This is a genomic window from Methylotuvimicrobium buryatense 5G (assembly GCF_000341735.1).
GTDB lineage: Bacteria > Pseudomonadota > Gammaproteobacteria > Methylococcales > Methylomonadaceae > Methylotuvimicrobium > Methylotuvimicrobium buryatense.
In genome coordinates, this window is sequence record NZ_KB455575.1 from 3,581,583 (window position 1) to 3,606,922 (window position 25,340).

20 protein-coding genes are annotated in these 25,340 nt (G+C 50.8%); 12 read left to right on the plus strand and 8 right to left on the minus strand.

The window, feature by feature from the left end; translation table 11 throughout:
• The first annotated feature begins 278 nt into the window (after positions 1-278).
• The 3 genes from METBU_RS0116175 to METBU_RS0116185 are packed head-to-tail and all read left to right on the plus strand — an operon-like array spanning position 279 to position 3,306.
• Entirely contained in the window at positions 279-1,508 is a 1,230-nt protein-coding gene (locus tag METBU_RS0116175; RefSeq protein ID WP_017841617.1) for an NADP-dependent isocitrate dehydrogenase, read from the plus strand.
• Positions 1,505-2,638, plus strand: a complete 1,134-nt coding sequence (locus METBU_RS0116180; RefSeq protein ID WP_017841618.1) for an efflux RND transporter periplasmic adaptor subunit — start codon at positions 1,505-1,507, stop codon at positions 2,636-2,638. The genes METBU_RS0116175 and METBU_RS0116180 overlap by 4 nt, the downstream gene beginning before the upstream one ends.
• Positions 2,638-3,306, plus strand: a complete 669-nt coding sequence (locus tag METBU_RS0116185; protein ID WP_017841619.1) for an ABC transporter ATP-binding protein — start codon at positions 2,638-2,640, stop codon at positions 3,304-3,306. The genes METBU_RS0116180 and METBU_RS0116185 overlap by 1 nt, the downstream gene beginning before the upstream one ends.
• A 22-nt stretch (positions 3,307-3,328) precedes the next feature.
• Here the strand turns inward: METBU_RS0116185 and METBU_RS0116190 are convergent, their stop codons facing one another.
• Together METBU_RS0116190 and METBU_RS0116195 are read right to left on the minus strand one after the other, a co-directional pair.
• A complete protein-coding gene (locus METBU_RS0116190) occupies positions 3,329-4,168 on the minus strand; it encodes a 23S rRNA (adenine(2030)-N(6))-methyltransferase RlmJ (RefSeq protein ID WP_017841620.1) in 840 nt (279 codons plus the stop codon).
• Between the two features lie 215 nt (positions 4,169-4,383).
• Positions 4,384-5,136 carry a DUF5765 domain-containing protein gene (locus tag METBU_RS0116195; RefSeq protein ID WP_014150254.1) on the minus strand — a complete coding sequence of 251 codons (753 nt, stop codon included), beginning with the start codon at positions 5,134-5,136 and terminating at the stop codon, positions 4,384-4,386.
• Between the two features lie 355 nt (positions 5,137-5,491).
• Between METBU_RS0116195 and METBU_RS0116200 the strand changes: the two genes are divergently transcribed.
• The 5 genes from METBU_RS0116200 (at position 5,492) to METBU_RS0116220 (ending at position 10,908) form a co-directional block, all read left to right on the plus strand.
• The gene (locus tag METBU_RS0116200) at positions 5,492-6,295 is read left to right on the plus strand and encodes a response regulator (protein ID WP_017841621.1); all 804 of its coding nucleotides are present in this window, start codon (positions 5,492-5,494) and stop codon (positions 6,293-6,295) included.
• Between the two features lie 377 nt (positions 6,296-6,672).
• A complete protein-coding gene (locus METBU_RS0116205; RefSeq protein WP_026130271.1) occupies positions 6,673-8,121 on the plus strand; it encodes an ATP-binding protein in 1,449 nt (482 codons plus the stop codon).
• Positions 8,122-8,670: 549 nt separating this feature from the next.
• Positions 8,671-9,354 (plus strand): response regulator, encoded by a 684-nt coding sequence (locus METBU_RS0116210; protein ID WP_017841623.1) that lies wholly within the window; start codon positions 8,671-8,673, stop codon positions 9,352-9,354.
• Between the two features lie 554 nt (positions 9,355-9,908).
• Positions 9,909-10,292 (plus strand): periplasmic heavy metal sensor, encoded by a 384-nt coding sequence (locus METBU_RS0116215; RefSeq protein ID WP_017841624.1) that lies wholly within the window; start codon positions 9,909-9,911, stop codon positions 10,290-10,292.
• A 127-nt stretch (positions 10,293-10,419) separates the two neighbouring features.
• Positions 10,420-10,908 carry a DUF6515 family protein gene (locus METBU_RS0116220; RefSeq protein ID WP_014150259.1) on the plus strand — a complete coding sequence of 163 codons (489 nt, stop codon included), beginning with the start codon at positions 10,420-10,422 and terminating at the stop codon, positions 10,906-10,908.
• 225 nt (positions 10,909-11,133) lie between these two features.
• On the opposite strand, the gene pgl is transcribed toward METBU_RS0116220, so the two are convergent.
• The 4 genes from pgl to METBU_RS24420 form a co-directional block, all read right to left on the minus strand.
• On the minus strand, positions 11,134-11,823 hold the full coding sequence (gene pgl, locus METBU_RS0116225; protein ID WP_017841625.1) for a 6-phosphogluconolactonase: 690 nt from the start codon (positions 11,821-11,823) through the stop codon (positions 11,134-11,136).
• A gap of 413 nt (positions 11,824-12,236) precedes the next feature.
• Complete coding sequence (locus METBU_RS0116230; RefSeq protein WP_017841626.1) at positions 12,237-13,226, minus strand: M28 family peptidase; 990 nt, start codon at positions 13,224-13,226, stop codon at positions 12,237-12,239.
• A gap of 249 nt (positions 13,227-13,475) precedes the next feature.
• The gene (locus METBU_RS0116235) at positions 13,476-16,967 is read right to left on the minus strand and encodes a PD40 domain-containing protein (RefSeq protein WP_175421715.1); all 3,492 of its coding nucleotides are present in this window, start codon (positions 16,965-16,967) and stop codon (positions 13,476-13,478) included.
• Between the two features lie 420 nt (positions 16,968-17,387).
• Positions 17,388-17,963, minus strand: a complete 576-nt coding sequence (locus tag METBU_RS24420) for a DUF1318 domain-containing protein (protein WP_014150265.1) — start codon at positions 17,961-17,963, stop codon at positions 17,388-17,390.
• A 942-nt stretch (positions 17,964-18,905) separates the two neighbouring features.
• Here METBU_RS24420 and METBU_RS0116250 point away from each other — a divergent pair.
• Genes METBU_RS0116250 through METBU_RS0116260 form a run of 3 tightly spaced genes read left to right on the plus strand, consistent with a single transcriptional unit; the run spans position 18,906 to position 21,866 of the window.
• Positions 18,906-20,585 carry a carbon starvation CstA family protein gene (locus METBU_RS0116250; RefSeq protein WP_017841629.1) on the plus strand — a complete coding sequence of 560 codons (1,680 nt, stop codon included), beginning with the start codon at positions 18,906-18,908 and terminating at the stop codon, positions 20,583-20,585.
• The gene (locus tag METBU_RS0116255; protein WP_014150268.1) at positions 20,582-20,854 is read left to right on the plus strand and encodes a cory-CC-star protein; all 273 of its coding nucleotides are present in this window, start codon (positions 20,582-20,584) and stop codon (positions 20,852-20,854) included. The genes METBU_RS0116250 and METBU_RS0116255 overlap by 4 nt, the downstream gene beginning before the upstream one ends.
• A gap of 4 nt (positions 20,855-20,858) precedes the next feature.
• Positions 20,859-21,866: an ArsA family ATPase gene (locus tag METBU_RS0116260; protein ID WP_017841630.1), complete on the plus strand. Its 1,008-nt coding sequence runs from the start codon at positions 20,859-20,861 to the stop codon at positions 21,864-21,866.
• A gap of 18 nt (positions 21,867-21,884) precedes the next feature.
• Here METBU_RS0116260 and METBU_RS29145 read toward each other — a convergent pair whose 3' ends face one another.
• Positions 21,885-22,127, minus strand: a complete 243-nt coding sequence (locus METBU_RS29145) for a hypothetical protein (RefSeq protein WP_328285803.1) — start codon at positions 22,125-22,127, stop codon at positions 21,885-21,887.
• Positions 22,128-22,276: 149 nt separating this feature from the next.
• On the opposite strand from METBU_RS29145, the gene METBU_RS0116270 reads away from it, so the two are divergent.
• Positions 22,277-24,214, plus strand: coding sequence for a TIGR03768 family metallophosphoesterase (locus tag METBU_RS0116270; RefSeq protein ID WP_017841632.1), 1,938 nt, complete (start codon positions 22,277-22,279; stop codon positions 24,212-24,214).
• 220 nt (positions 24,215-24,434) lie between these two features.
• Here the strand turns inward: METBU_RS0116270 and METBU_RS0116275 are convergent, their stop codons facing one another.
• Positions 24,435-25,286 (minus strand): DNA ligase, encoded by an 852-nt coding sequence (locus tag METBU_RS0116275; protein ID WP_017841633.1) that lies wholly within the window; start codon positions 25,284-25,286, stop codon positions 24,435-24,437.
• Positions 25,287-25,340: the final 54 nt, after the last annotated feature.

Consider the following 25,340-nt stretch of genomic DNA (forward strand, 5'->3'; position numbering starts at 1 on the left):
TAAGCAATTAAAGCTATACTTCCCTACTAAGGATTTGGTCGTAAATAACTTCCGGGAGGGTTCGGTTGCTCGATTGGCAGGTGTCGGCGGCAGGGCAGATTTTTGCTCCTGCAAAATCTGCATTCATGCCATCCTTGGCAATCAGTCGCCGCCGTCAAGCCTACAAGGACGTATTCACGGCGTCCTGCCAAGCGAGTTACCGAACCCTCAACAAAGCTCATAATTCCAGGGCGTTATTTATCACGAAATCCTAATTCCAAAATCTAAAGGAGCGCGGCATGACCAAAATCCCCGTTAAATCGCCTGTTGTCGAACTGGATGGCGACGAAATGACCCGAATCATTTGGCATTTCATCAAGCAAGAATTGATTCTGCCCTACCTGGACCTGACGATCGATTATTACGATTTGAGTATTCAACAACGCGATGCGACCGACGATCAAATTACAATCGATGCCGCTCATGCCATTAAAAAGCATGGCGTAGGTATTAAATGCGCAACGATTACGCCGGACGAAGGGCGTGTCGAAGAATTCAATCTGAAGAAAATGTATAAATCGCCGAACGGGACGATACGGAATATTCTCGACGGCACCGTGTTCCGAGAGCCGATCATTTGCCGAAACGTACCCCGGTTGGTCCCGAATTGGACGCAACCGATCTGCATCGGCCGTCACGCCTTCGGCGATCAATACCGAGCGACCGATTTTTTAACGAAAGGCAAAGGTACGCTGCGTATAAGCTTTACCCCGGATGACGGCGGCGAAGTTCAGGATTTCGAAGTCTATCATTTCGAAGGCGACGGCGTGGCCTTGGCGATGTACAACACCGACGAGTCGATCGCGGGATTCGCGCGCAGTTGCTTCAATGTCGCATTGGATCGCGGTTGGCCGCTGTACTTGTCGACCAAGAACACGATTCTGAAAAAATACGACGGCCGCTTCAAGGATATATTCGAAGCGGTCTATCAGGCCGAATACAAGGACCGTTTCGCCGAGCAAGGCATAACTTACGAACATAAATTGATCGACGACATGGTCGCTTCGGCATTGAAATGGAACGGCGCATTTGTCTGGGCCTGCAAGAATTACGACGGCGACGTGCAATCCGATACGGTCGCGCAAGGTTTCGGTTCGTTGGGACTAATGACTTCGACCCTAGTGACGCCAGACGGTCAAACCATGGAGGCCGAAGCTGCTCACGGCACCGTCACGCGGCATTACCGCATGCACCAACAAGGCAAGAAGACCTCGACCAATCCAATCGCATCGATTTTCGCCTGGACGCGGGGCCTTGCGTTTCGCGGCAAGTTGGATAGCAATCAGGCCTTGATCGATTTTTGCGACACGCTTGAGAAAGTTTGCGTCGAAACCGTCGAAGCAGGGCAAATGACCAAAGACCTGGCCTTGTGTATTCACGGAGACGACCTGAACGACTCGCATTATTTAACTACCGAAGACTTTTTAAACGTGTTGCGAACGAATCTGGAGCAGCGCCTGACAACATGAGTCGATCGGCACTCATTAGCCTTGCGGTGATGGGCGTTATCGTCGGCGCTTATTATTACGCGAAACGGCCCAAGCCGGTCGAAGTCGAGGTTTATGTTTTGACCGACGGAGAGGTCAAGGCGACCGTGTCGAATACCCGTGTCGGCACCGTCAAGGCTTGCCGTAGATCCTATTTGGCTCCGGCTACCGGCGGCCAGGTGGCGGCATTGCATGTCGCGGAAGGCGATGGCGTCAAAAGAAATCAATTGTTGCTCGAAATCTGGAACGACGATTTGAAGGCGCAAGTCGAGCTTCAATCGGCACAAATCAAAGTCAATCGAGCCAATGCCGAACAAATTTGCGAGCTCGCCGCAGGCGCCGGACGAGAGGCCGACCGACTGGTTAAATTGCAAAAAAGCAAACAATTCGTTTCGGTCGATATGGTTGACAAGGCCGTGACTCAGGCCAAGGCGCAACAAGCCAGTTGTCGGTCTGCCCGCACTAACGTCGAGGTCGGTATTGCGAATTTGAATGTCGCCAAGGCCGCCGTCGAACGCACGATGATACGCGCGCCGTTCGACGGTGTCGTCGCCGAAGTCAACGCCGAAGTGGGCGAATTCGTCACGCCGTCGCCGCCCGGCATTCTCACATTGCCGCCGATCGATTTGCTGGATCTCAGTTGTTTGTTTGTCTCGGCGCCGATCGATGAAGTCGATGCCGCACAGATCAGAACCGGGATGCAGGCTTGCGTGTCGCTCGATGCGTTTAGCGGAGAGCGTTGTTCCGGCAAAGTATCGCGCATCGCACCTTATGTCTTGGAAAAGGAAAAACAGGCGCGCACCGTCGAAATCGAAGTCATATTAACGGACCCGAAGGACCTTGAAGGTTTGATGCCCGGTTACAGCGCCGATGTCGAAGTATTGTTGGCGCGCAAGGACAGCGCCTTGAGACTGCCTGCCGAAGCGATTCTAGGTACCGAGCGGGTTCTGTTGATCGGAGCCGACGGCGTTCTTGAAGAGCGCCGCTTCGAACCGGGCTTGGCGAATTGGAATTTTACCGAAGTCGTGTCGGGGCTCGACAAGGGCGATCGGGTCGTGTTCTCGGTAGGCCAGGAAGGCATCGAGGCAGGCGTTGCGGTGCGCGAAAAGTAATGATTCGCCTGGAAGACATTCACCGGTATTTTCAAGTCGGGGAACAGTCGGTGCATGCCCTCGACGATATCGATCTGACCATTGCGCACGGCGAATATCTATCGGTGATGGGGCCGTCGGGTTCCGGAAAGTCGACTTTATTGAATGTGATCGCGCTGCTGGATCAGCCTAGTTCCGGGCACTATTTTTTAAATGACCGGGATATTACACAGTACAGTGATGACGAATTGGCCAAGGTGCGCCGCGAAAATATCGGCTTCGTGTTCCAATTTTTTCATTTGATCCCTCGCCTGACCGCCGCCGAAAATGTCGAAATGCCGATGATGCTGGCCGGAATCGACCGCAAGGAACGGCAACAGCGAATCGAAACAGCCTTGAAGCAAGTCGGTTTATCCGATCGAGCCGGCCATAGGCCCGATCAATTATCCGGCGGCCAGTTGCAGCGCGTCGCGATCGCCCGAGCGATGATCATGAATCCCGGTATTCTGCTAGCCGACGAGCCGACCGGCAATCTCGACAGCAAATCGGGCGCCGAAATCATCGATCTATTGGAGCGTCTTAACGAGCAAGGCGTGACCTTGGTGGTGATCACGCACGACCCGTCGATCGGCGAGCGGGCCAAACGCAAGATTCGTATCGTGGACGGCAAAATCGAAGCTGAAACATGAATCGTGACTTTATCGGGTCATATCATTCCGGAACCAGCCAATCGACAGACCAAGTCCCCATACCATCCGTAAGCCTATCGTTCAGCCAAGGCATTAATTCCCGGGCCTGGCTTTCCAATTGCCAAGGCGGATTGATGAACAACAAGCCCGATCCGGTCATGCCCAATTCTTCGCTGTCCGGAAGAATACAGTGTTCGATTCGCAATTGTTTTTTGATACCGGTCTCGACGAGTGCGGCCATTAGATTATCGACTGTTTCTCGGCGAATCACGGGATACCAAAGACAATACACACCGATGGCGAAACGTCGGTACGCTTTTGCGAGCGTGTCAACCACACTGCTGTAATCCTCCTTCACTTCATAACTCGGGTCGATAAAAATCAATCCTCTTTTTTGTGGAGGCGGCAGTTTTTTTAATAGATTTTTTAAGCCGTCCTCTTGGGCAACGCTGATTTGCCGGCCGTTACGGTAGCGTTCTTGCAAGACCGCAAAATCGCTACCGTGCAGTTCGCTAAGTTGCATTCTGTCCTGAGAGCGCATCAACGCACGGACAAATTCCGGCGACCCGGGATAATGGCTTAGTTTACTATTGGTGTTTAACGAGCGAATTCCAGCGAAATAACTATCGAGCAAAGGGTGAAAGGTTTGGCTGGGATATAGGCGACCGATGCCTTGCCGGTATTCGCCGGTTTTTTCGGCAAAGGGCGACTGCAAAGAATAGGCCCCGGCGCCGGCATGTGTGTCGATATAAACGAAGGGTTTGTCTTTTTTCTTGAGTTCGATGATCGTCAAACAAAGCAGGCTGTGTTTGAGTACATCCGCGAAATTGCCGGCATGAAATCCGTGACGGTAGCTGAGCATGATTTTGGCTTCGCACTAGAAATTTTAATAAGGCGGGAATGCATGCCGATATTGCCTCGGCAGCCACGGTATGGGTTCCCACGGAGGGCCGTGGGAACCAGAAAAATAGATTCGGCGCCATCCCTGGCAGCCGGATTCCGGCGATCCCTACCGGACTGTCGCGTCCCCTGTTGACTGCGACGTCAATGAGCCGGACAGAGTGCTGTTTTAGACCGCTATAAAGCGTCCGACACTTGGCGGTGATAATAAGGCCATGTTTTGACATGCAAATGCTTGCGGATTGGCGTTTTGATAACCGATACGCATAATGCAATCGAAAACAGACACCAAACAGCGGCATATTCGTTCGGGTCGGTCGTGGTCAGATCGGAAACGAACGGACCGATTAAATAATGGAATCCGACAAAACGCCAAGATCCGTAAAGTAGCGGCAGATAGAAAGACACCAAAATATAAGTAAAAGCATGCAACCCCCAATCGAAACCGAATAACCAGCTTTGCGGTTCGGACATCAGGCCGTTCAATGGCATTTGCCAAGCGATATGCCAATCGCCGGATACCGAACAGGTCGCCGGTCCGCAAAAACCTTCGACACCGATTTGGCATGATCCTGCCCAATCGAAAGGAAACATTTTAACCAACATTGCCAACGATCCCATCGCGCAAATCGTATAAACAGTCGTACGAATTTTTAATTTGACGCTTTCCGGAATGAAATACATTGCGACCATATTGACGAAAAATGGCTGAAAAGCGATGTGAACATAACCGAAAAGCGTCAATATCTGATTATTCGGATTGTCGCATAGATTGATGTAAACGTAGGTTGCCGCTTGCAGGAGTTCCATCAGTGCAAAATACACCAAGGGAATCCACAATTCGTTCGATTCGCCTTTCCTGGCGACATAAACCGCCGTCGACAGCCCTGCAGCCGCCAAAACGGTCGATGCTTCTCCACTCCAACACATAATTCCTATCCTCATTTGTTATAGTTATAGAGATCCCGGTTTTAGCGGGCCTTTTTAGTACTATTTTATAATTTTATTGTTTCGACTGAATTCGGGTAATTCATTAGAAGCCGAAACCGTGCGCGTGATTATATTACAAAGCTTCCGGTTTATTGATTTCATTCGTAAAAAATTTAGTCTCGATTAAATCCGGGCACGAGACTGCAAAAGGCAAGAAATACGTCTAAACTTTAGAAAAATATTGAGTCAGTGGTGAACGGTTAGCCGTTAGCAGGGAGTAGACTTTATTTGACTATGGATACAATTGCTTTCTAAATACCGCTAACTGCAACGGGAACGCATCAATCAACCGCTTATGACATCTTTAAAAATAGAAGACTTATCGATTTTACTGGTCGAACCATCCTCAACGCAGCTTAAAGTCATTATCAAACATCTTAAGGAAGAAGGGATTGCCAGTATTGAAGGGGCGGATTCGGGTAATTCGGCTTTGATGATATTGTCCGATTATAAGCCCGATTTAATCATTAGTAGTATGTATTTGCCGGACATGACGGCTGCCGAAATGATTGTCAAAATCAAAGCCAATCAAGAACTAAACGACGTCCCGTTTATGTTGATATCCAGCGAGACTCGGTTTTCGGCATTAGACCCGATCCGGCAGGCCGGCGTCGTGGCGATCTTGCCCAAGCCCTTCGATCATGACAATTTGCGAAGAGCCCTGCGCTCGACGATCGAATTCATCGAACCGGAAGAACTCGAGTTGGATAATTATGCGATCGAAGCCTTGCGCGTCTTGGTGGTCGACGACAGTTCGATGGCGCGTAAGCATATCGTTCGGGTATTGAATAACATGGGCATCACTCAGATTACCACGGCCAATGACGGTAAGGCGGCGGCCGAGCTATTTCAAGCGACCGGCGAAGCCTTCGATTTAATCGTGACCGATTACAACATGCCGGAAATGGACGGACGAGAGCTGATTAGCCACATCCGCAACGACCGGCAAAATACCTTCATACCGATTCTCATGGTGACCAGCGAATCGAACGAAACCCGCTTGGATCAAGTTCAGCAAGCCGGCGTATCGGCGATTTGCGACAAACCCTTCGAGCCGCAAAACGTTAAAGAAATCTTATTCCGGGTGCTGAACGGCTAACACTTCTTAATTTTTGCACAATTTCCGGCGACAATGAGCTATCGCTTAATGGGTAAAGCTTGTGCGCCAGTCTATACCCATCGCAGATCAAAATTCGGCACCAGGGTGTCCGCCAAAGGACGCCGTGAATACATCCCTGTAGGCTCTATGCCAGCTCCATGCTGGCAAAGCCTTTGCCGCACACCCTGGCGCCTCCTCAGGCACTGCCGAAATTTGAAGTGCGAAAGGTATATATACTTCGCGCGGCCACATTTGCTGTTTTCTAACGCGCTCTTTTGTTCGATAGCGGCGTTACGAAAACAGTTACATAGCTTGCTATGCGCCTGTTTTCGCGCCTTGCTCTCGAACAAAATAGCATTGCCATAAAAGCCGCAAACATGAACGCACGAAGTATACGTGTCAAATTATTCCTGACTTTCCTGCTCACCACGCTGCTTTTGGTTTCGGGTATGTATGTGTTTATGCGCTGGTCTTTGGATCGGGGTTTTAACGAATTCATCAAATCGAGACAGCAGGAGCGCGTATCGGCGCTGATCGAAACGCTTAGCGATTATTATGCTCAAGAACACGATTGGGAAAAGTTGGCTGCTAATAAACAATTATGGATTCAGTTATTGTGGCAGTCCGATCAGCGCCGCCATCGTCCGCCGCCTAGTTTGATAGAGCAGGCGCAAAGCGAACCGTCGGGCTATTGGCCTCCGGCTATGCCGGAAAATTCGATGAGCCGGCGTTATACGCCTTTGCAACTGCGCGTTATGCTGTTGCGCGCAGATCGAACGATCATATACGGACGTGCCGATGCAGTAGAGAAACTGGAGGAACTAGAGCCTATCCATTACCAAGACGGTATTGTCGGATATTTGGGAATTTTGCCGGGTAAAACGCCGAGCCAACCCGGCGAATTGCGATTTATCGAGGGTCAGGCCAAGGCCTTCGTCTGGATTGCCTTATTGATGATATTGTTGTCCGCCTTTCTGGCTTGGTTATTGGCTTACATACTGGGAAGGCCGCTAAAGCGGATCACCACGGCGGCGAAAGCGCTTGCTATCGGTCGATACGATGTAAGGCTTCCTGTCGAATCCTCTGACGAACTCGGCGATTTGGCGCGCGATTTTAACGAATTGGCAACGGCGTTGGAACGGTCCGAACAATCGAAACGGCGCTGGGTCGCCGATATTTCCCATGAGTTGCGTACGCCTTTGGCGGTGCTGCATGGAGAATTGGAGGCCTTGCAAGACGGAATCCGCCCACTGACAGCCGAAGCGGTCGATTCGCTGCTTGGCGATGTCATGAGACTGAATCGTTTGACGGAGGATCTTTATCAATTGGCGCTTTCGGACCAGGGGGCGTTAAGCTATCGCAAGCAAACGCTCGACCCGATGACAGTGTTGCAGGAGGATGTCACCGCCTTATCGCCGGAATTCGATAACCGGCAAATCCGCTTGGAGTTGCTGAATCGTCTGACCAAAGCCGTGCGCATTCATGCCGACCCGGACCGATTGTCGCAACTATTCCGCAACCTATTGAGCAACAGCGCCAAGTATACCGATACCGACGGTTGCTTGAAGATCTTCGTCATGAAAAAAAGCGGTTCGTTGCTGATCGAATTCGCCGACAGCGCGCCCGGCGTACCTGAACAGGAAATAGGGCATTTATTCGATCGCTTTTATCGAGTCGAAAGTTCCCGCAGCCGACATCATGGCGGCGCAGGACTAGGCCTTGCCATTTGCGCGAATATCGTCCATGCGCACAACGGTACGATTACAGCCGGGAAATCAAAATTGGGCGGGCTTAACATCCGTATTGCGCTACCGTTATTATCTTAAGAAAGTTTCATCCTATCGTTCATGAAAGCGCGGCAATCACCCCGGCAAATGAAAGTACGAGGCGTGGGGAGGGCGCGGTCGCTCGCCCGACAGGACACCGTGAATACGTCCATGTAGGCTCGATGGCGGCTATCCTGCCGCCAACGCCTGTCGATCGAGCAACCGCCCCCTTTCCGGAACCGGTATTTTCTCTGCCGAGTTTCAACTATCGAAAAATTAGATAAAGAGCCAAAATCTACGAACTTTCACAGTAAAATCGGCAGTTTAACCATGAAGCACATGAAGTTCATTAAATTACTCAAGAAGTTGTCTGAGTATCCCCGCTAACCTACCGGGTGAGCGAAAGTTTTATACGAACGCGTAGCAAGTTATCGAGTTAGCTTCTTCTTATTCTTCATGATCTTCATGGTGAAATGTTTTTTCTACTCCCTTTATACTCAAAAAATGGCTAACTTTATTCTTAGACGGTTTTTCGATCAAAGGAAGTAGGCTCATCCACGGTCTCCATTGCGGCTAATAATGGGAGACTTTTGATCCGAGGAATATTTTATGAACCGTATCTTGATTGTCGAAGACGAACTCAAATTAGCTCGTCTGGAGGCGGATTATTTACATAATGCCGGTTATGCAACCGATTGCCTCGATGACGGTCTTAAAGTAGTGCCGTGGTTGAAACAAAATCCGGTCGATTTGATTTTGCTGGATTTGATGCTGCCGGGAAAAGACGGTTTGGATATTTGCCGCGAAATACGGGGCTTCAGTTCAGTACCGATCATTATCGTGACCGCACGTATCGAAGAAGTCGACAGGTTGCTGGGCTTAGAATTAGGCGCGGATGATTATATTTGTAAACCGTTTAGTCCGCGCGAAATGGTTGCTCGCGTCAAAGCAGTCTTGCGCAGGCTGCAGCCGCAAAAGGTAAGCGGCAGGGAAGGTCCGATATCGCTGATGTCGGAAAGTTTTCGAGTCCGGGCGGGGCATAGGGAAACCGAATTGACTGCGGTGGAATTTCAATTATTGCAGGCCTTATACGATCAACCCGGACGAATTTTTTCGCGTTCTAAATTAATGGATTTGATCTATCAGGACCAACGCATCGTTTCCGATCGGACGATCGATAGCCATATCAAGAAATTGCGCAAGAAATTGTCGGACTTGTTACCGGGACAGGAATTAGTCCACTCGGTTTACGGTGCCGGTTACCGTTACGAACCGCAATCGAACGAGGGCTAACGGTGAGCAGTAGACCTAACTCGACAATTTACCCCTGAAACACATGAAGTTCACTAATTCTTTCAACGGTTTGCTATAAAGCTATGAATATCCTTTACTGTGAAAGTTCGTAGGTTGAGACTCTTTATCTAATTTTTCGATATGCAACACAATGCCGGTTTCGAAGAGGGTGCGGTTGCTCGATCGGCAGGCGTCGGCGGCAGGGTAGATTTTTGCTCCTGCAAAAGAAGTCAGCCGAAATGTTTAGGGCAAACCGAAACGTTGGGGACGGGTTAAATAACCCGTCCCGCAGAAGTGGCTACGACTGGTCACTGCTCGGACAGTTGGCTTCGGCAAGCTGAAGCATCTTGCTAATCAGGCAAAAACTTGAGCTAACTTCATGCCCTTCATGGAGGAATGCTTTTTTATAGAAAGCTTTGAGTTTCAACCGTTGTCATACACTTTCACAATCTTTCCACAATTGCTGCAAATTGTTTACGCATTTGGCGTTTATATTAATTATCAAGAACGGAGATAAACCGTTCTTTTATTACTAACCCCAAGAGGATAAGATCATGAACAAAAAAATCATCGCAATCGCAATCGCATTGGCACTTCCGTTGACTGCAGCCGCATTCCCTCCCGGCGGCGGAAAAGGCGATATGGAAGGCCGTCATGGACAAAGAATAGAGCGCTTAGCCAAGGATTTGGACTTGACTGAAGAGCAACGCACTCAGCTGGAATCCATTTTCAAGGAACAGCATGAAAAATACCGAGCGATACACGAAGAAACCCGCGGCCGCATGCAGGAAGTGCTGAATGAAGAACAAATGCAAAAAATGGAAGCGTTAAAACAGCAGCGTAATGAAACATGGCAGGAAAAACGTCAGGAAAAACGTCAAGAGAGACGCCAGGAAAGACAGGAAAGGAAATCCGGCAAAACTGTCGACGCACAATAAGCGCAACGACTTGATCTTCTAAGCGATAAACAAAGAGTACGGCTGAGAAGGCAAGTATCGGTAGACAAAATACAACCGCAAGCCAGGGACGGATAGCGGTTTCGCTCGGTACCACCGGGAGATCGTTATGAAAAGTCTAACAAAAATAGTCGTCTTGGCCATGAGTGCGATGCTGTTGATGAATAGCGCCGTCTATGCTCAAGATCACCGGCCTCGTTCGAGTCGGCACAGTTATTCGAAACAACGGACTGCGCCGCCGCAAGCGCCGCGAACACGCATATATGCGACGCCTCGGCAACACTACACGCCATCTCCGCCCTATCCGCATTATTATAAACCCGGTCACCGGACTAGACCTTTGCCTCGCGGCGCATCGAGGATAGTGATCGACCGTTCGAGCTACTATTTTTATGATGGCTTTTATTATCAGCCGTTTCAATCAGGCTATATCATCGTCGATGCGCCGATCGGCGCGATCATCGCCACATTGCCGAGACTGCATCATCAAATGATTTGGCGAGGCTCACCTTATTTTGTCGTAGGCAATACGTTTTATCGTAGGCACCCGAGAGGCTACATCGTCGTCAATAATCCAGGCATTGTGCTTTGGCGATAAACCCAAATTGGCTTCCCAATTAAGGTGGGACAAAAGCACTAAGGATTAACCGTTCGCCCTGAGCGCAGCCGAAGGGCTCACCAAGAACGGATTAACCTTAAACTGTCCCGCGTTAAGTGAGTAGCCCCTAAATTCAATTAGAAAGAACACGGAGGGCGTAAAAATTAAAGTTCGCCCTCCCTTCGTGTTCTTAGTGGCCGATTTCAGTGAGAGGCTTATGGAGCGTTATCTACAAGCATCGCCAAGGGCTGCCTCATCGATATAAACATCGACGCCGGCGTCCGGTCTGATTAATGCGACCGGCAATACTTCTCCTTGACGCCATTGCTTGACGGCTTCTTGTTTGCCGGCCCCGGTCACTAAAAACAACACCTGCAGGCTATTGCTGAGGGCTTTGGAGCTCAAAGAAATTCTTTCCGGCGGCGGCTTCGGCGAATTAAACACGGCATGCACCGTCTCATCGCTTGAATGAACATGGCCTGGAAATAAGCTCGCGGTATGTCCGTCTTCGCCCATACCTAACAAGACCATATCGAATCGGCCGACCTGTTCGATCGTCGGGCGGTAGGCTTCGGCCGCTTTTTCCGGGCCGAGTTCGGCCGGCATCGTATGGATTTGCCCGGAAGGAATAGAAACCTTATCCAAAAATACCGAGCCAGCCATGCGGCTATTGCGGTCGGCATGATCGACAGGCAAACAGCGCTCGTCTCCATAATAGATATGCCAGTTGTTCCAATCGGCCGAGCTTTCGGCTAACAATTGATAAACCTTTTCGGGCGTGCTTCCACCCGCTAAGACTAATTTGAAGGCACCTCTCGCCGCGATGGCTTGTTCGGAGGCGGCAAGGATTTGCTGTGCAGCGGACGCGGCGACCTTGTCCGCTGTCGCAAACGAATGCCAATGGATTTTTTGCATGGTTTTAAGTCCTCTCGGTGGGTAATGGGTAGTAAGGCATTAATCTTAATTCGGCAGTCAGCCCACGAAATAAACGAAAGTAATCATGCAGTTACATAAATCTGTTAAATTACCCTTTGGGTGAGCAACTTGAAAAACATAACTATTTGGATATTTTCGTGATTTTCGTGGACAAAATGCTTTTTCTAAAATTAATCCAATGAACATGAAGAAACCCCTTCATCTCGATTTCTCTTCAATTACGGCTTTTCCGGGTTGCTTTAATCGAAGAACAATTGTATCAGTTCTTCGGTACTCGTTTCTTGAGTCCACGTTCTTACCGGGCTTTCCATCTCTTCATGCCTATAAGCCGGCCGGCAATACAAACGTCCTCGCCGATTTGACTGAACGCTCCCTGCCGACAGATTACGAATTTATTCGGCTTGCCGGTCGGCAAAAAAACCTACCAGACTCTGAACCAGTTCCGCCATGAACCGGTAATCCAACGTCTCCATCGTGTCGGTGCTTCGGTGATAGTGAGGATTGCGGTAAAAGGCGGTATCGGTGATCATTACGGCTCGGTAGCCTTCGTCCCAAAAAGAAGCATGATCGCTTAAGCGCACCGCCGGCATGATCCGTCCGCTCAGCGGCACAGTGAGCTTGACGACCGGAAGGTTTGGGTTCTGTTGAAAAGACCGGTGCAACGAACGGGTCAACGGCAAGGAACTGAAGTTGCCCACGATGCCGATAAAATCGCCTTGTTTTGGATAGCCCAGGAACATCAAGGGAAACGGATAGCGTTGGCAGCTTGGCTCGTGGCAAGTATAACCAACCATCTCAAGGCAAAGCATGCCGTCGATATTTTGCCCCGCCTCCCGGGCCCTTCTTGCATGAACCCGGCTGCCCATGTACCGAGTCCCGAATACCGGCGGTTCTTCCAGCGCGAAAGAAACAAAACTGACAGCCGTATCGAGTCGGCCTTGTTTCGACAAGGCTAGCAATTGGCGCGCCGTCTCCAATTGCACGGCTATTGCGCTGGCGTTGTCGTCTGCGCCTACCGTTCCGGTAACCGAATCGTAATGGGCGCCTATCAAATAATGCCGGGCGGATTGTTTCTCCGGTTCGAGACGCGCTATTACATTGGCCACCGTCATATCCCGATAATCGTAAGGCTCTCTTTCCGTCGTCATGCCAAGGCCTCGATAAAAAGACTCTATATAGGCCGCCGTTTTTTCGAGATGCTCCGGAAAACGCACGCTACGCTCGCCGATGGTCACTGTCAATGCTTTAAGGTGCTCTTTTAAACGTTGTTCGGTCATATCGAGTTCCACTGACGAAAATGCCTGTCGAGCATCGTTCGCCTTAACGCTTGCAGCAAAAAATGCGGCCAAAGCCGCGCTCAAAATCATAGGACGCATGATCATTGTTAAAACTCCGGTAAGGCTATGCATTGAATCTCTATCCAGGTCGAAACCTATTGTGGGAGCGACGCCTTCGTCGCGATGTCGATACCTGTGATGCTAAGCCCTCTTTGTTTTTCGAAGCTTTGGTGTTGTGGCTTCGATTTCGTTGTGCGTTATTAATCTCGGCTTCGATGATCGCGATCAGGGGATCGCTCCCACAATGGGTGTGTTGCTCACATTGTCTTCGCTGTTTCCCTAACACCGGTAAAGCTATTTAAGAGTCTTGAATCCATCCAGATCGAAAACCGCTAAATAATCGGCAAAAAGGCGGCGCGTCGGCAACCATTTGGGATTCGATTCCCGGATTATAATCTCAAAGGCTTGATTGAGCCTTGCCGGTATATCGATTGAAAATTGGCCGGGCGATACGCCGGCAAAAATACAGAGTTCCGCGGCCGTTTGCAGCAGGGCCAACGTTACCGAATCCATTGGGGCGCCGGCGTGAGCTCGCCAGGTATCGGCATCGGACAAACCTTCCTCGATATGACGGATAGCCGCACCCAGCCTACCTTGCATTACCGATAAGACGGCGAGATGATGACTGGCGCTTGCCGCTTCTTGAAGATAGGTTTCCTGCTCATATTCCTCAAAACGCTTCAAGAGCCATCGACGCCGCTCCCGCATCGCATCGAAGGCGGCATCGAAATTGCCGGCGCCGCGCTGGGCATGCGCCAAAAGACCGGCGACGATATGGCGGTAATCGTCTTTATCGAGCCGTCCGGCGCGAGTTTCATTTCGTCGCATCGGCTCATCGCTATCGAGTAGCGCCCAGGCATGACTTAATTCCGCGATGGCGGGTTCGTATTGCGACGTTTTTAGCAGCGACGCCCCGAGGCCTAAATGTGCTTTTAAGCGTTCGGCAAGGTTTTCCCCGGCAATTTCGGGTAACAAAGCGCGATAAAGATTTTCGGCCTGTTCATAGTCGCCTCCGACATAATGATAAAAAGCGCCTCTATCGATGACTAAAGCCCTGAATTCGGCGAGTTTGTCGCGATGGTCATCGATTAGCGTCTGCGCGCTTTCGATCTCGCTTTTCGAGGTTCTGTAGCGGCCTCTGAAATAATGACTGCGTGCCTTATCCAAACGGAAAGACAACTCTTGGCGAGGCCGGGTAAACGGCAAGCGAGCGCGTTCCTGAAAGTGGCGTAGCGCAATATGATGATTGCCCAAGGCGGCTTGCAGCAGACCTAATTCATGCAGCACGCTGGCTTTTCGGCGCGGATTGCGCGGTGCCAAGTCCAAGGCCAAATGATAATGAGTATGTGCGATCATCGCCATCTCATGATCGTGGCTGCGATGAAATTCGCGGTGCGCCAGATAGGCGTACAAATGATGAATTTCAGGGCTACGAGGCAAGACTTGCAAGGCCGGAAGAAGTAAAGCCATATCGCGGTCGACCTCCGTGCGGTGTTTCTCCAAGTCGGTGATCGCGTTGAGTCGCTGCCCCCTGAGATAAGCCTGCACGAAAGCCCATTCCGGCGCTTTCGACCGATCGGAATAACGGGTTTTATAGGCGGCCAGCAATTGCTCGCTGAATTTTCCGCTTCGAAGGCTCGCCTCAATATAGCCTTCATGCGCTTCCAACGATGTCGTAGTTTCGGTGATCTCATGAAATAACTCGGCGGCCTCAGTCGGATGTCCGCCGGCCATTTCGGCATAGGCTTTTTCCAGCACGATATCGGCAAAGATCGCCTCGGCGTGTTTCCGCTCGGGATGGCCGACTGGTACCGTGTCGAGCCAGAGTAAGCCCATTGTGTACAATAATTGTTGATAATCGTTGTACGCGGCATGATCGATTGCGCTCATGATCAAAGCGCGCCGCCGTTCGAAAGAGCCGGTCTCTTGAAAAAGCGAAGTCAAGTGATCCTGAGTGATGGCTTGACTAGCGGCATCGGTTGCCAGCAAATGCGATTCGATGGAAAGCATGAAGCCCAGCGGCGAATCGGGTTCGACCGTTTCGAGACGTTTTGCCAGCGATTGCCGTTGTTCGCGACGCGCAAGGCCTTGTAACAAGCTGCGTTTGTAAGCATCGGCATAACGCAGACGTTCGCGTTCGGAAAAGGCGGAATGTTCGGCCAGTTGCCGGAACATTCGAAGCAAGCGTTCGCGCTCATCCAAGAGACGTAAAAATTTTTGTTGTTGCATGGCGATCAGATGCAAACTGAAAGTATCCTTTTCGCCGGCCAAGTCCAATGCATCAGAAAGCGCTAAGGCTTGTTTTTTATCGCCTAGCACATCGAGTATCTCAAGGCGCGCCATCGCCGCCAAACGATGCACGGTGCTATGTCGAGCGCCTTGCCAACGAGACAGTCTATCCAGTCGCTCTTGCTGAGCCTGAATGAAGGCGGCATTAAGCTTGCCATGCGGGAGACGCTGTTCATCACGGCGGTAAGCCGTCAATTCCAACAAGACCTCAGTCCAATCGGCTAGCCAAGCATCGGCATCGTCTAAATCTTGCAGCAAGCGCAAATGATATTCGGTCGATTCGTATTCATGCAGGCTTAAGTGCTCCAGAATAATCCGGCGGTAAATTGCGATACGCTTGGCTTGGTCTTCAGTATCCGGCAACAGCCTTTTGAGCAAGAGCAAACGTTCCCAAGGATCGCGGGTGACTAAAAGCTCTTCTTCAATACGTTGCCGCGTCCAATCGGGCGGGACTAAGCCGCTCAAGGGCAGGCTATAGATTTGTAAATAACCGGCGCGCAAACAGGTCGCGATCAACTTATCTCGTGCCGGGGACGGATATTGGCAATTTCTTCGCCCGCTGGTCAATTGCTCGTAAGAGCCCCGCCGTATCGGGCTTACGGCATCGCCGTCGAATCGCGCGCGAAACAAGATACCGTTATCGCCGCCGTCGATTACGCCGTCGAAATTAGTGTCATTGAGAAATTGGGTAAAGTACAAATATTGTCCGTCCGGCGAAAAGGTAGGAAAACCCGTCGATCCCGGCATATCTGGGCGAAACAGCCGAGGGGATAGACCGGAAATCAACGGATGCAGGACAAATCCGGACGAGGCGCGCATCATGAAACTGAATTGCCCGGATGTCCCTTGTTCGAGTGGAACATAAACCAACCAACGCCCGTCCGGCGATACGGTGGGAGCGGCTATATTGCGGCTTAATAATAATTCGCCCGTGTCGCCGCGCCTTTGACCGACGGAATATTTACGAAGTTCATGCGTATCCAATAATCCGGTTCGGGTCAGCGCGCCAATGTGCAGGCTGTCCGGAAACCAAAAAACGTGCAGCACTTCGGTGTTTTCATCGGTTAAGCAACGGCGATCGCGCTGTTTGAAATGATATATGCAGGCATCGCCGGAGGCGTCTTCCTGATAAGAAATATACAATAAGCTTTGCCCGTCCGGGCTCAAGCGTGGTTGGCTCGTGTCGGCATTATCATCGAATACCAAGGTCGGCGCATTGCGCAATAGGCTTTGCCGATGAATCTCGGTGGTAGTGTTGGCGTTGCTTACAAAGGAAAGGGTTTCTCCGTCGTCGGCAAGTTGACCTTGGAAATGGTCGTAGCGCCCGGCGGTTAGGCCGACCATCGTTTCTAGTCGATCCTTGGGCGGATTCGCGCCGATTGCAACATTGCTCAGCAATCCGGAGGCGAGCAGACTCCATAGACATGTCTGCAGCCTGTTAGGATTTCGTGATAAATAACGTCCTGGAACTATGAGCGTTGTTGAGGGTTCGGTCACTCGCTTGACAGGACTCCGTGAATACGTCCGTGCTTGACGGCGGCGACTGATTGCCGAGGATGGCATGAATGCAGATTTTGCATTACGCCATGGGTGGCGTGTATTAGGGCAATGCAGGAGCAATTGCCGAGGAGAAAAAATCTGCCCTGCCGCCGACACCAGCCAATCGAGTAACCGAACCCTCCCTGAAATCATAAGTATCTACACATCTTTATCATTTAAAATCATGCTGTTATAAAGTTTCTTCTGGTTTATTATGAAGATAGGGACTAAAAATTGAGGTTTTTAATCTACTTATTTATCCTAGATCACAGAAGAATTAACTTAACTAATTGTTTTATAGAGCTGAAAACTTGTGTAGATACCTATGCCCTGAAATAGGGAAGTTATTTACGCCCCAGTCCTTGACGGAAAGAATGCTTATTCGCATTGTTTGATATCCCATTCGCCGCTGTCTTGTTGAACTTGCCCGCCGCAAACCAAGGCTTGCAAATGGCGCTGGCGCCAGATGTCTCTTATCTGCACCGAGCTGCTTTCGGGATTGTGTTCTTGAAGATAGCGCCAAAGTTGTTTACGGCTGCGGTTGACTCGCTGCACGGCTGCGCTGGTGCGTACCGTGGCGGCCGGGCCTGTGCAAGTCGCCGGCGTTTCAATCAACAAACCGCTACGCGCCTCACCGATACAGCGCCCGACCAGTAAATTATCCAAATAGTCGATTTCGCTCAACGGTATTTGCTGAAGTTGCACCAAACGGCCCAGTGCGTCATGGGACAAGTCAGTGCCGGCGGCTTCCAGTTGGCCACGCGTATAAGGGACGGCTTGCGGCACGATCGCCGATTCGCGCAAAGCATTCGCAAGCGTTAGCAATTCGCCGGCCGCTTGTTCTTCAAGAATGGTTTTGCGGTCCAGCAGCACGACATCGGGCGCACTGATACAAGCGGCAAGGGATAGCGCCAGCGCGAATGATATTGAAAATATTGTAAATCGAACGGTCATGATTGATTAAATGGATAACATTAGCATGCAAAAAGTTTCCTGATTTCGCAAAACTTTCAACCGAATCGGCAACGTATACTTCGCGCGGCCATGTTTGCGGATTTTATGGCAATGCTATTTTGTTCGGTAGCAAGACGCGAAAACAGGCGCATAGCAAGCTATGTAACTGTTTTCGCAAAGCTTCCGCTCCTGCTCACGCCCCTTACCTACATCCATGTAGGTAACGCCGCTATCGGACAAAAGAGCGCGCCAGAAAGCCGCAAATGTGGCCGCGCGAAGTATATATCCTGATTAGCAAGTTTCTTCAGCTAAAGCCCAAAGATCAGCATATCCTTAGCAGGATGGGGTCGCAATCCATGCACGTCAAGCTAAAACGGCCAACCCACATCACGCTCTTTCCCAAGCTCCAGCTTCCTGAGACCGACACAACCTTCGCACATTCTCAATCAACCCCGACTCGCTCGTTCAATCTTTCTTGATTGTCGGGAAGCTAGAGCTTCCTGAACAGATTACCCAAGCTGGAGCTTGGGTAATAGCATATTTTAGTTTTTGCGACTACGACTGGCCCCTGCTCGGACACTTGGCTTCGGCAAGCTGAAGCATCTTGCTAATCAGGACGTATATTGATGTTCATCATACCGTCTACATAAACAGGCTGCTATTTTGTTATACCCATCGCAGATCAAAATTCGGCACCAGGGTGTCCGTCAAAGGACGCCGTGAATACATCCCTGTAGGCTCTATGCCAGCTCCATGCTGGCAAAGCCTTTGCCGCACACCCTGACGCCTCCTCAGGCACTGCCCAAATTTGAAGTGCGAAAGGTATATATACCTTGTTCACGTCAAATTTCGGCAATGCCCGGGGCATAATTTTGATCCTCGAGGGGTATAATCGGCCGGATTTTGATAATCTAGGACACTTTTCTCTCAAGAGTCGGCTGAATGAATGCAATTTATTTGATGTTAATAGGCTTGGCTGCCATGGCGCTGGGTTATTTTGTCTACGCAAAATTTATTTGCGAAAAAATCTTTAAAGTCGATCCCATGTTTCTGACCCCGGCCCATGAATTGAACGACGGTATCGATTACGTGCCGACCAACAAATATGTACTTTGGGGGCATCATTTTACCTCGGTGGCTGGCGCCGCGCCGATCATCGGTCCCGCTATCGCCGTAATTTGGGGCTGGGTACCGGCTTTCGTTTGGGTTGTTTTAGGCACCATCTTCTTTGCCGGCGTGCATGACGCCGGCGGCATCTGGGCCAGTAACCGCAATCAAGCCAAATCGATCGGCTCATTGACCGGCGACATTATCGGTAAACGCGCCCGCAGTTGTTTCATGATCGTGATTTTTTTGTTGCTGCTGATGGTGAATGCGGTGTTCGCAGTCGTCATTGCCAGCCAATTGATTAGCTTTCCCAGCGCGACGATACCGGTCTGGGGAGCTATCGTTGTGGCGCTGATCATCGGCCAACTGATTTATCGCCGCTCCATCGGCTTGATGAGCGTAACACTGTTAGGCGTCATTGCACTGTATGCGATGATTTATGTCGGTGCCGAATTGCCGGTTTCATTGCCCGAGCAAGTGGCCGGTTTAAACGCCAACCAAAGCTGGATCATCATCCTGTTCGCTTATGCGGCGATCGCTTCGTTATTGCCGGTATGGGTGTTGCTGCAACCGAGAGATTACATCAACGGCATTCAACTGTTCATCGGACTGATTTTGTTTTACGGTGCAGTATTGGCTGCAGGCCCCGAGATTGTCGCTCCAGCTTTCAACACCGATTTGCCGGAAGGCACGCCGTCGATCATTCCGATTTTATTCGTGACCATTGCCTGCGGCGCCATTTCCGGCTTTCATGGCTTGGTGTCGAGCGGCACGACGTCCAAGCAATTGGATAAAGAGCCTGATTTGCGTTTCGTCGGTTATTTCGGCGCGGTCGGCGAAGGTTCGTTGGCATTGTCGGCCATCATAGCGACGACCGCGGGCTTCGCTACCTTGGGCGACTGGCAGGCGATCTATCACAGCTTCGGGCAAGGCGGCGTCGGCGCTTTCATCCAAGGCGGCGGCAATATTCTCCAGCAAGGTCTTGGGTTGGATAGCGTCTTGGCGGAAACACTTTTGACGGTGATGGTCGTCTTGTTTGCCGGCACCACGATGGATACTAGCTTGCGTTTGCAGCGCTATATCTTTCAAGAATGGGGCGTGATTTACCGGATCGGCTGGCTGCAAAAACCGCTTCAAGCGACACTATTGGCGGTCGGTTCGTGTTTGCTGCTGGCCTTCGGCGTCGGCGGCGACGGTAGCGGGGGGCTCTTGATATGGCCATTGTTCGGCACAACCAATCAATTGCTGGCCGGATTCACGCTCTTGGTGATTACGGTGATGTTGGTAAAACGCGGCCGGCCGATGTGGTATACCTTGGCGCCGCTGCTGTTTCTGCTGATCATGACCACGCTGGGCTTGCTAATTCAGCTGAAAAGCTTTTACGACCAACAAGACTGGTTCCTGTTGTCGCTCGACATCGTGGTATTGATTGCCGCCATCCTGATTTCGCTGGAATCGAGCTGGGTACTCGGCAAGCAAATCAAAGCCAATAAAGCCGAGGCCGTTAACCCATGAAATTGAGCGATCTAAAAACCCTGTTCAAGCAGGCCGATTATTACGCCGAAGAGTTCTATAACGCCCCCTATCGGGCGGCTATCGCCCGCGCCCGCCGTGAGCAGGACGATCTTTTCATGTTGCTGGTGTTTAGCGAAATGATGGGCGTGCCCAATCCTGTCAGTTATTACACACTGGAATTGCAGCCCATCCTGCTGGAACGTTTTCACGACTGGCATCGGCGAATGGGCATGGAGCACTCGCCGCTGGACCATATCAAATGCTGTTGACGCAATGAGTCACCTAACCGATAAGCGTATTCTGTTAGTCGGCGGCAAGGGCGGTGTGGGAAAAACCACGGTGTCCTCGGCGCTGGCCTTACTCGCCGCCCGGCGCGGAAAAAAAGTGCTGCTGGTTTCGACCGACCCGGCGCATAGCCTGGCCGATGCATTCGGCTGCCGAATCGGCGACAACATAACCCGACTGACGGCCAACATAGACGGACTGGAACTGGACCCCGACCGCGAAGTGGAACAGCACCTAGAGCGAGTGAGCGTCCAGTTGAAGCAGTTTGCCCGACCGGAAATGTACGGTGCGATCGAAAAACAAATGCGCTTGACCCGTCAATCGCCGGGCGCGCAAGAAGCCGCGATGCTAGAGCGGATTGCCAACACCCTGAAACTGGGTCTCAAGGACTACGATCTGACGATTTTCGATACGGCGCCGACCGGCCATACCTTGCGTTTATTAAGTCTGCCCGAGGCCATCGCGGCCTGGACCCAGGGCTTGCTGAACGCCAATCGACGTTCGGAAAAATTGGCTGAAGTTCTCGAGCACTTAACGCCTAAAGCCGGGCGCAGCATCGATAATCCGTTGTCCGATCCAAAAGAACATGCCACGGCAGACATGGATGCACGCACCAAGGCCATCGCTGAAACGCTGTTGACCCGGCAGCGCTTGTTGTTGCGAACCCGCGAACTATTTCAAGACAAAGAGCAAACGGCCTTGCTGTTTGTCTTGACGCCCGAAAAATTGCCGATTCTCGAAACCGCCCGCACCGTAAAAACCTTGCAGCAAGAACGGCTGCCTATAGCCGGCTTGGTCGTCAACCGTATATTGCCGGAAGAGGCCGGCGGCGATTTTTTAGCTCAACGCCGCCGGCAAGAAAAAATACACCTGCAGCAAATAGACCAAGACTTCGACGATCTACCGAGATATTCGATTCCGCTACAGGCAACCGACATACAAGGGATCGACGGGCTGAATGGGATGGCGGATTTGTTAAAGAATGCGGGGTTGTGACGGTATTTTCCAAATGGCTTATCGAGCGATAATCGGATGAAGGGTTCTTGCTCTGGGCCGATTTTCCAGCCCGCCCCGAACGTTTCGATTTGCTTGGGCCACGGTCGAAACGTTGAGGACGGGATTACAAATCCCGTCCTGCCAAGGTAGAGAAGGCGCCGCTTTGCCGTTGACCGGCAGATGCGTCGAAAACTGTTCCACCTCGCTAGTGCTTAGGTCACATGGATGGCGCTTGCCAACATGCAAAATAAAGCGTTTAATCCACTTGGTTTAGGCCTGTTCGGTACGAATGCTATAGTGCTTCAAACGAATCTTGGCTCGTACTTGATTCCATAATGTAGGTGAATTTTCCGAAGCCGGCACTGACGGTATTTTGCATTTAAGCCTGGTGCACATAAAAGGAGAAACCAATGATAAACGACGATCTTAAAAGTAGGGAAAACTCAATGCCGGGCAGCGGCATATCGCGCCGTGACTTTATAAAAGTTACCGCTGGCAGCGTCACATGCTTTTCTTTGAGTTCATGGATGCTTGGATGCGTCACCCATGACAGCGGGTTTGCCAAGGTCGCGAGTTACCCGATTGATTCCGATGTTTATACTACCCTCGATAGAACCATCAAGCCCGAGCCAACATCAGGGGCTATTTTGCCTGAATATCTCAACCGGATTTCAGAATACGATCAAAATGGATATGGTGTCTGGAGTTATGGCGAAGCGCTAGTTTGCGAACAACGCTTCGATATCATGGGAGTCTATAACCCTCCGGAAAGCAATCATCCTACAACACTGTTAAGATTTTTCAGTATCAGCGACATCCATATCACGGATAAAGAATCGCCTTCCCAGTTGATCTATATGCAGCAACTGAATCAATGTGGTTTTGAGGCAGGTGTTACGTCAGTTTATTCGCCTGTCATGATGTACACACCCCATGTGCTAGACGCGGCGATCCAGACGGTAAACGCCCTGCACCAAAATCAGCCCATCGACTTCGGCATCTCATTGGGGGATGCCTGCAACAGCACGCAGTACAACGAGTTGAGATGGTATATTGATGTCATTGACGGCAAGGTTATCAAACCCAGTTCCGGTGCTCATGAGGGCGCCGATGACATCGACTATCAGAAACCTTTCAAAGCCGCAGGGCTCGACCCGTCGATTCCCTGGTATCAAGCCATCGGCAATCACGATCATTTCTGGCTTGGCTCCATCCCGCCGGACGGTAAATACGGGGATGACCCGAGCTTGCGGGAATCTTGCACCAGCGACGAAGTCATTGCCATGTCAAATGCGCTTTGCCGCGCTAACGACATATATAGCTATAAAACCCCTGAAGAGACACTGTACTATATGGGCGTCATTGATGGTGCTACCCCGAACGGGGAGATCGTAAAGTATGGTCAAGTTGAAAACTTCAGCGCGCCCCCCAAAGTCGTCGCCGACTCAGACCGCTATTCACTGACCAAGATGCAGTGGGTTAAAGAGTTTTTTAACACCTCGACCGAACCGGTTGGTCATGGCTTTAGTCTGGTTCCCACAGGACAGGAAGCCGGCTTTGCCTGTTACAGCTTCGTGCCAAAAGTAAATATACCCATCAAGGTGATTGTTCTGGATAACACCCAGAGGGAGGACGACCAATCCACCAGCATCCATGGGCATGGTTTTCTTGACGAAGCCCGCTGGCAATGGCTTAAAGCGGAGCTTGCGGAGGGTGATGATCAGGATCAACTCATGATCATTGCGGCTCACATACCCATTGGCGTTCAAAAAGCAGGTACCTATATGGAATGGTTTGATAATTCCGCCAACCCCGATGAGCCGCAAAATGCGGTAGACCTGCCCGAATTGCTTGAAGAACTTCACAGCCATCCCAATCTGCTGATGTGGATTGCCGGTCATCGTCATGTGAATGCCGTTAAGGCATTTGAATCACCTGATCCGGTCGACGCTCCTGAAAAAGGTTTCTGGCAGGTGGAAACCTCATCACTGCATGATTTCCCGCAGCAATTGCGTATGTTTGATATCAAGCTCAACAGCGACTATACGATTTCCATCGTCACGACCAACGTTGATCCGGCAGCCAAAGAAGGAACGCCTGCATGGACCTCCCGCAAGTATGTTGTCGCAGCGCAGCAGATTGTCAACACTGAGTCGATATATCAAGCGGATAACAGGTCTAACTACCTTGTCGATCCAGCCACCCAAAACGAAGCTCGCGTGGATGGCAAGGTCGTTATGGATCCGAGCATTCGGCCGATGCCGACGGGGTCGTATAATGCCGAACTACTCAAACAACTGAGTCCGGCAATGATGGCGAAGATGCAGGTGCTGTTCCCCACAATATAAGCAGATCAGAGTCACCGATATCCCACAGAGCGGAAGGTTGGCCTTACATTTGACATTCAGACCTCCTTTTTCTAATTTGAAATTCAATATTTTTTTGATTCTTGGATTACATGGATGTGACGCTACGCATTGCCATCCCTGGCGGAATGACCCGCTTTTCCCTTAAGTTGGCGCCTATGGGAGCGAGCCCTAGGCGCGAAAGTGAGCAGGCTGACAGAACTCAAGGTTCATCGCGTATTCTGATGAATACGGCAAAACGAGGAATGCCCTTATCGGTGTAGCCTTGATGACGAAAGCTAATAAGGCTGCCCAGAGGCGGCGGGTCTTCTCTTTCCCGCTGGCTGAATCCGGTGCCGATGTAAAATTCCTTACCGTTTTCGGCTCGGACTTTAAGAGAGCCCATCTTGCCGACAAATTGTCCTTTGCCGGGACGATAACCGATCACGACCGCTTCCGCATCGTCGTAAGGTTTTAATTTAAGCAACCGATTGCTGCGGCCATGCTGGTAAAGACTGTCTTGATGATGCAGCATGAGGCCTTCGCCGCCTTCGGCCACGACTTGATCCAGTTTCTGTTTTAATTCGTCGGGGGATACGACTCGGAATTGCTTAATGAAATTCAGATACGGCGTATGCCGTCGCTGTGCCATTTGACGCATTGCGGCGACCCGTTCTGAAAAGGGTTTCGGATTGTCAGGCAGGTCAAAGACCATCAGTTTTATTTTCTCCCAGCCGGAATGAGGAGCCTTGCGACTGACGATTGAAACGGTCTGCTGATATTGACCTCTTGCCAACCATAGTTCACCATCCAGCGTTACATCGGGAAAGTCTTCGATGAACCAGTCTGGCGCATGGAGTAGGTGGCCGTTTTTAGAAATCAGTTGTTTTCCGTCCCAGCGCGCCCGGACCCCATCAAGCTTTTCGCTGACCCAATATTCCGTGACATCGATCGACGGATCGAAAACTTTGGCCTGCATGATGTCTGGTTTTTCAATGGCCGCGGCGCTTGCAACAAACAGAAATATCGGGATAAGCAGCAGGCGGACTAAGTTGAATCGATTAGCTTTGTTCATGCTGTTTGCTCCGTTGGTGGACCGAAATGCTATAGGGTAAGGTCCATAATCAAG

Excerpts from the sequence above, each read along its gene's own strand:
- METBU_RS0116175 (WP_017841617.1), top strand. The coding sequence starts at position 279 with ATGACCAAAATCCCCGTTAAATCGCCTGTTGTCGAACTGGATGGCGAC.
- METBU_RS0116180 (WP_017841618.1), top strand. The coding sequence starts at position 1,505 with ATGAGTCGATCGGCACTCATTAGCCTTGCGGTGATGGGCGTTATCGTC.
- METBU_RS0116185 (WP_017841619.1), top strand. The coding sequence starts at position 2,638 with ATGATTCGCCTGGAAGACATTCACCGGTATTTTCAAGTCGGGGAACAG.
- METBU_RS0116190 (WP_017841620.1), bottom strand. The coding sequence starts at position 4,168 with ATGCTCAGCTACCGTCACGGATTTCATGCCGGCAATTTCGCGGATGTA.
- METBU_RS0116195 (WP_014150254.1), bottom strand. The coding sequence starts at position 5,136 with ATGTGTTGGAGTGGAGAAGCATCGACCGTTTTGGCGGCTGCAGGGCTG.
- METBU_RS0116200 (WP_017841621.1), top strand. The coding sequence starts at position 5,492 with ATGACATCTTTAAAAATAGAAGACTTATCGATTTTACTGGTCGAACCA.
- METBU_RS0116205 (WP_026130271.1), top strand. The coding sequence starts at position 6,673 with ATGAACGCACGAAGTATACGTGTCAAATTATTCCTGACTTTCCTGCTC.
- METBU_RS0116210 (WP_017841623.1), top strand. The coding sequence starts at position 8,671 with ATGAACCGTATCTTGATTGTCGAAGACGAACTCAAATTAGCTCGTCTG.
- METBU_RS0116215 (WP_017841624.1), top strand. The coding sequence starts at position 9,909 with ATGAACAAAAAAATCATCGCAATCGCAATCGCATTGGCACTTCCGTTG.
- METBU_RS0116220 (WP_014150259.1), top strand. The coding sequence starts at position 10,420 with ATGAAAAGTCTAACAAAAATAGTCGTCTTGGCCATGAGTGCGATGCTG.
- pgl (WP_017841625.1), bottom strand. The coding sequence starts at position 11,823 with ATGCAAAAAATCCATTGGCATTCGTTTGCGACAGCGGACAAGGTCGCC.
- METBU_RS0116230 (WP_017841626.1), bottom strand. The coding sequence starts at position 13,226 with ATGATCATGCGTCCTATGATTTTGAGCGCGGCTTTGGCCGCATTTTTT.
- METBU_RS24420 (WP_014150265.1), bottom strand. The coding sequence starts at position 17,963 with ATGACCGTTCGATTTACAATATTTTCAATATCATTCGCGCTGGCGCTA.
- METBU_RS0116250 (WP_017841629.1), top strand. The coding sequence starts at position 18,906 with ATGAATGCAATTTATTTGATGTTAATAGGCTTGGCTGCCATGGCGCTG.
- METBU_RS0116255 (WP_014150268.1), top strand. The coding sequence starts at position 20,582 with ATGAAATTGAGCGATCTAAAAACCCTGTTCAAGCAGGCCGATTATTAC.
- METBU_RS0116260 (WP_017841630.1), top strand. The coding sequence starts at position 20,859 with ATGAGTCACCTAACCGATAAGCGTATTCTGTTAGTCGGCGGCAAGGGC.
- METBU_RS0116270 (WP_017841632.1), top strand. The coding sequence starts at position 22,277 with ATGATAAACGACGATCTTAAAAGTAGGGAAAACTCAATGCCGGGCAGC.
- METBU_RS0116275 (WP_017841633.1), bottom strand. The coding sequence starts at position 25,286 with ATGAACAAAGCTAATCGATTCAACTTAGTCCGCCTGCTGCTTATCCCG.